Origin of the sequence: Capnocytophaga catalasegens (genome assembly GCF_026005215.1) — a bacterium.
Classification (GTDB): Bacteria; Bacteroidota; Bacteroidia; order Flavobacteriales; family Flavobacteriaceae; genus Capnocytophaga; species Capnocytophaga catalasegens.
Genome location: NZ_BPMA01000004.1, coordinates 21,706 through 27,838, shown reverse-complemented (window position 1 = coordinate 27,838; position 6,133 = coordinate 21,706). Strand labels below are relative to the sequence as shown.

Here is a 6,133-nt window from a genome sequence, read left to right as displayed (position 1 = left end):
TTACGGATATACAAAAAAAATAATACTCCACATTACATATAAAATAATACCTATAACAATATTAAGTTTGGAAACAGAATATCCTCCTGCTCTTGTTGTTAAAAGGTTGTTATCTAAACTCCAAGGTAAACATTTTGATGTTTTCATCTTATAATCATCTCCAATACATAACTCTTCCTCTTTTTCTATATCTGAAATTCTTCTTTCATAAACTTCATACCAAGATTTGGAACCTTTTGCCATCATAATCCAAATGATAGAAAATATAACGGCTAATAACGCTAATCCACAGCAAACTTCGTTTATGACTAAATTTTTAGTGAAAAATAAATCCTTCTGTTCAATATCAAGTAATTTAGAAACTAAATATCCATATCCAGAAAAAAAATAAAACTAATAGTGCTGATAAAAAAATAGACCTCTGCCATAAATTAGATATTTCAAAACTTCGTAATTCATAAAATTGCGTTCTAATTTCTTTAAGGGTTACCTTTGTGTTTTCTTTATGCTCTTCCATATTTCATACAATATATTTACTAAACAAAACCCCACCCAATTACTCAGGTGGGGCTTATTATTGTCCGTCCGTGTTACGGACTATTTCACTTCTTCGAAATCTACATCTTGCACATTGTCGCCGCTTTGTTGTTGGCTGGCGTTTTGTTGCGGTTCAGAAGCTCCTTGCTGTTGAGCTTTGTAAATGTCTTCTGAGGCTTGTTTCCACACTTCGTTGATGCCGTCCAAAGCAGGTTGTATTTGTCCTAAATCTTGGCTTTGGTGTGCTTTTTTGAGCGTTTCAAGTGCCGTTTCGAGGCTTGCCTTTTTGTCGGCTGGGATTTTATCGCCAAACTCTTTAAGTTGTTTTTCGGTTTGGAAAATCATTGAGTCTGCTTCGTTGATTTTGTCGGCTTTCTCTTTGGCTTTTTTGTCCGCTTCGGCATTGGCTTCGGCTTCGCGTTTCATTTTTTCGATTTCTTCTTGCGAAAGTCCTGATGAAGCCTCTATACGAATGTTTTGTTCTTTGTTAGTGCCTTTATCTTTGGCAGTTACATTGATGATTCCGTTGGCGTCGATATCGAAAGTTACTTCGATTTGTGGCACGCCACGTGGTGCAGGTGGAATTCCGTCCAAGTGGAAGCGTCCTATGGTTTTGTTATCGTTTGCCATTGGTCTTTCACCTTGCAATACGTGAATTTCTACACTCGGTTGATTGTCAGCAGCGGTCGAAAACACCTGCGATTTTTTAGTCGGAATGGTTGTGTTAGCATCAATCAATTTGGTCATCACACCGCCCATTGTTTCGATACCCAATGAAAGCGGAGTAACATCAAGTAGCAACACATCTTTCACATCTCCTGTCAGAACGCCTCCTTGAATGGCTGCACCTACGGCAACTACCTCGTCTGGGTTTACGCTCTTGTTTGGTTTCTTACCGAAGAATTTCTCAACGGCTTCTTGTACCGCAGGAATACGGGTTGAACCTCCTACTAAGATGATTTCATCAATATCACTTGGTTTTAGCCCTGCATTTTCCAATGCTTTTTTACAAGGTTCGATTGTTCTTTTTACCAAATCGTCAATCAATTGCTCGAATTTTGCACGAGTAAGGGTACGCACCAAATGTTTTGGACCTGTTGCCGTAGCCGTGATGTATGGCAAGTTGATTTCAGTTTGTGTAGAAGAAGAAAGCTCGATTTTGGCTTTCTCGGCAGCTTCTTTGAGTCGTTGCAACGCCATTGGGTCTTTACGCAAATCCATTTGCTCTTCTGCCTGAAACTCTTCGGCAAGCCAATTGATGATTTTTTCATCAACGTCATCACCTCCAAGGTGCGTATCTCCGTCGGTAGAAAGTACCTCGAATACGCCGTCGCCCAATTCCAAGATAGATACATCGTGCGTACCTCCTCCGAAGTCGAACACTACGATTTTGTGGTCGCTGTGCTTTTTGTCCAATCCGTATGCCAACGCAGCCGCAGTAGGCTCATTGATGATACGACGCACTTTCAAACCTGCGATTTCGCCCGCCTCTTTGGTAGCTTGACGTTGTGCATCGTTAAAGTATGCAGGAACAGTGATAACAGCTTCGGTTACAGTTTGTCCTAAGAAATCTTCGGCAGTTTTTTTCATTTTTTGAAGAATCATTGCTGAAATTTCTTGTGGAGTGTACAATCTTCCGTCGATATCTACGCGAGGCGTATCGTTGTCGCCTTTTACCACTTTGTAAGGTACGCGAGCCACTTCTTTCTCTGATTCAGAGAATTTATTTCCCATAAAACGCTTAATCGAATAAACGGTTTTCTTAGGATTGGTTACTGCCTGACGCTTAGCAGCATCTCCTACTTTAATTTCTCCGCCGTCCACAAAAGCTACTACCGATGGAGTGGTTCTTTTGCCTTCGGCATTGGTAATTACCACAGGGTCATTACCTTCCATAACAGAAACACACGAGTTGGTTGTTCCTAAATCTATTCCAATAATCTTACTCATAATCTTAACTTATTTATTTTTTTAATACTTTTTTTATCGTTTAACGCTCACTATAAGTCAATGATTATGCCAAAAGAAGAAATATGACAAAATGGCAGGTTTGTAATATAAATTAGGCAGATAAAGTAGGTGAGAACTGATTTTATATTGTAGGGCAACACATTTTTTGTTCTTTTCAAGTGATAGAAAAAATCTTAACTACTTGAAATTTGGCACTTGGACTATGAACTTATCACTTGCATTTTGTACAATTCCTATTGTCTTTCAAATATAAGTAGAATCCCATTCCAAAACTTAACAACACCAATGAAACAATGCTAATATTGCACAACCTACTACAAAAAGAATGTCATTACCAATAATAAATTGAGGCACAATAACAAGTGCTAAAATCCATACCCAAAAAAGATACGGAAACCAATTATTGAATTTGGTTTTCGTTTCTTTTGATAAGTGATGGTCTTTCAAAAAGAAAAAGGATAAAATTGAAGATTTCATGTGTAAATTTCAGATACAAAGTTATGTAGTGCTTTGAGAAAGAATAATCTATGACAAAATAGCAGAAAAAAACTTATATTTAATCAAAAGTTTAAAAATTGTCAGTTATATTGTCATTTTTATTAAAAAATTGATAAATACCTACGTCTTTATATTCTCCTTTCGAATAAATCCAATCTTTTTTTGTTCCAACATAAGAAAAACCTACTTTTTTAAACAACTGAATACTTGGTAAATTATCCTGAGAAATTTCAGCAAAAAGTTGATGCAAATCCAAATAATGAAATGCGTATCGAATCAGTAAAATTAAGGCTTCGCTTGCCAATCCTTTTTTTCGATATTCAGGTAGAAGTACAATTCCGATACCTGCTCGCTTATTTTTGGGATCGAATTCGTACAAATCAACACAACCCACAAGCGCCATTTCCATTTTACTGACTATTGCTAATCGTAATTGTTGAGATTGGTAGATACTTTGCGTTGCATTTTGTAGATATTCTTGTAGAATGGCGCGAGAAAAAGGTTTCTGCGTCTGACTGATTTCCCAAAGTGTTTCATCATTTTCTAAATCGTACAAAAAATCAATATCCGAAGGCTCTAAAGCACGCAAATAACATTTTTCTCCTTCTAAAAATCGCATTGTATATTACCTTGAAAAACAAATTGAACACCCCCCGAAAGCCATATATTTTCGTATTCTTTTTTCAAGCCCAAGAGTTTCTTTTTGATTTCAAAAGAAACCTCTAACACACCGCCCCGTGTTTGTAACACTACGTTTTCAGCTGTGTTTTTCCCTATTTTGTGCATAGCAATAGCTACTGCTACAGCACCTGTACCACACGAATATGTTTCATCTTCTACACCACGTTCATAAGTTCGAACTTTAAATTGCCCATTATCCATTTGTTCAACAAAATTCACGTTAATTCCTTCAATACTATGACCATAACGAATTTTGGCTCCTTCTTTTTTCACATCAATAGCTTCTACGTCTTTTCGAATTTCTACGTGATGTGGCGAACCTGTATTGAGTCGTACATATTTACGTGTTTTTTCTACTTTTTCAACATCATTCATTTTCAAACGAATAATTCCATTGTCAGAAATATTTGCCTGATGAAGCCCATCAATAGCAACAAATTGAGTTGATACATCAACAATTCCTAACTTATGTGCAAAAGCTACTGCACAACGACCTCCATTGCCGCACATACTTTGGCTAGCATCAGGATTGAAAAATACCATTCTGAAATCGTTCTCAGGGTCATTTTCAATCAAAATAAGTCCGTCTGAACCTATACCGAAATGCCTATTACACAAATGTGAAATGAATTTGTTATCTTGTTTTGGAAAAAAATCAGAACGATTATCAATCAGTATAAAATCATTACCTGTGGCTTGATATTTGCAAAAATGTATATCTTTCATATTATTATTTTTAATTTGAAAGCAAAAGTATAAAATTTTTTTAATTAAAAAAAAACAGCTTTAGTTTTTATAAATCTATTTGTATAAAAATATTGTAAAATAAAAATTCTTTTGAGACACTTAATAGTTTTGGCATTATTTTTGATAGTATCAATGTGTAATTTTTTTAGTTTAATCGTTAAAAGAATATACTTAATTGAATAATTTAATAAATTTATTATGAAAAAACATTTTACAACGTTAATTTCAGCTTTTGCAGGAGCTTTTATCGCTCTGGGAACTTTTCAGTTATTTATCAATAAAAAAAGTTCTGAAACCAATACGGACAATTCATCTTTGGGAGTTCCTCATGTTGTAAATACGAACTTTCAGCGAGTTGCCAATTTTAATTTTGATGAAAATAGTTTTATCAATGCATCTGATAAAACGGTAAATAGTGTTGTACACGTCAAGAATATGACTATTGCACCGAATATTACATCTATTTTTGACCTTTTTTATGGTACACCACAACAAGAACAAGGTAAAGAAAGGCTTGCAGGAACTGGTTCAGGAGTTATTATATCTCCTGATGGATATATCGTAACTAATAATCATGTTATAGATAAAGCCTCTTCTATTCAAGTTACTTTGAATAATAATAAAACGTATAAAGCAGAACTTGTTGGAACTGACCCTTCGACAGATATTGCTTTGTTGAAAATAAAATCAGATGAAAAACTTCCTTATCTTACTTTTGCGGACTCTGACAATACAAAAGTAGGAGAATGGGTACTTGCTGTGGGAAATCCTTTTAATTTAACATCGACTGTTACAGCTGGAATTATCAGTGCTAAAGCTCGAAATTTGGGTGGAGAACTTAACGGACGAGTAGATTCATTTATACAAACAGATGCAGCTGTTAATTCAGGAAATAGTGGCGGTGCGCTTGTTAATCTTAATGGTGATTTAATTGGTATCAATACTGCGATAGCTTCTTCTCAAACAGGAACATTTGTCGGATATTCTTTTGCTGTTCCGAGTAATATTGCAAAGAAAGTTGTTGAAGACTTAATAGAGTTTGGTAATGTTCAAAAAGGTGTTTTGGGAGTTCGTGGAACGGCTCTTAATTCTGAAAATGCTGAAAAACTTAATATAAAACAAACCGAAGGATTTTATATAGAAAGTATTGAAGATGGTTCAGGAGCTGAAAAAGCTGGACTTAAAAAAGGAGACATCATTATTGATATGGATAATATCAAAATACGAACTTTCTCTGACCTAAGTGGGCATATCAATGCCAAACGTCCTAATGATAAAGTCAATATAAATATTCTTCGTGATGGAAAACAAAAAAATGTAGTTGTTACCCTTCAAAAGAACACCACTTTGCGTATTAGTAATCTTGGATTAGAAGTAAAAGACCTCAATGAGCAAGACAAAAAGCTATATAAAGTTCAAAATGGAGTAAAAATATCTGCTGCGTCTGATTTTTACAAACAAAATGGCTTTGAAATGACTGGAAAGGTACTGATAAATATAAATGGAGAAGACGTAAAAGATATAGAACACCTCAAAACAATACTAAATAAACTAAATAATAACAATCGTAATGTACTGGTTATTGTAAATAAGAAAGGAGAAAAAGAACGTATCTTCTTCTAAAAAAATATACTATATAATATGTTATAATTGAAGCACTAAAAATAGTCTCTTGTACTACTTTGCAAGAGACTATTCT

The 6,133-nt window shown here is 34.8% G+C and carries 6 protein-coding genes; 1 reads left to right on the top strand and 5 read right to left on the bottom strand.

All coding sequences use genetic code 11. From position 1 onward, the window contains the following. From OO775_RS00955 to dapF, 5 genes are all read right to left on the bottom strand, one after another. Positions 1-345 carry a RipA family octameric membrane protein gene (locus tag OO775_RS00955; RefSeq protein WP_444979445.1) on the bottom strand — a complete coding sequence of 115 codons (345 nt, stop codon included), beginning with the start codon at positions 343-345 and terminating at the stop codon, positions 1-3. Between the two features lie 252 nt (positions 346-597). Further along, on the bottom strand, positions 598-2,487 hold the full coding sequence (gene dnaK, locus OO775_RS00950; RefSeq protein ID WP_264845128.1) for a molecular chaperone DnaK: 1,890 nt from the start codon (positions 2,485-2,487) through the stop codon (positions 598-600). 294 nt (positions 2,488-2,781) lie between these two features. Beyond that, positions 2,782-2,985: a hypothetical protein gene (locus OO775_RS00945; RefSeq protein ID WP_264845127.1), complete on the bottom strand. Its 204-nt coding sequence runs from the start codon at positions 2,983-2,985 to the stop codon at positions 2,782-2,784. A gap of 91 nt (positions 2,986-3,076) precedes the next feature. Further along, on the bottom strand, positions 3,077-3,625 hold the full coding sequence (locus OO775_RS00940) for a GNAT family N-acetyltransferase (protein WP_264845126.1): 549 nt from the start codon (positions 3,623-3,625) through the stop codon (positions 3,077-3,079). Then, positions 3,613-4,413 (bottom strand): diaminopimelate epimerase, encoded by an 801-nt coding sequence (gene dapF, locus OO775_RS00935; protein WP_264845125.1) that lies wholly within the window; start codon positions 4,411-4,413, stop codon positions 3,613-3,615. The genes OO775_RS00940 and dapF overlap by 13 nt, the downstream gene beginning before the upstream one ends. A 216-nt stretch (positions 4,414-4,629) precedes the next feature. On the opposite strand from dapF, the gene OO775_RS00930 reads away from it, so the two are divergent. Beyond that, a complete protein-coding gene (locus OO775_RS00930) occupies positions 4,630-6,057 on the top strand; it encodes a S1C family serine protease (protein WP_264845130.1) in 1,428 nt (475 codons plus the stop codon). Positions 6,058-6,133 lie beyond the last annotated feature (76 nt).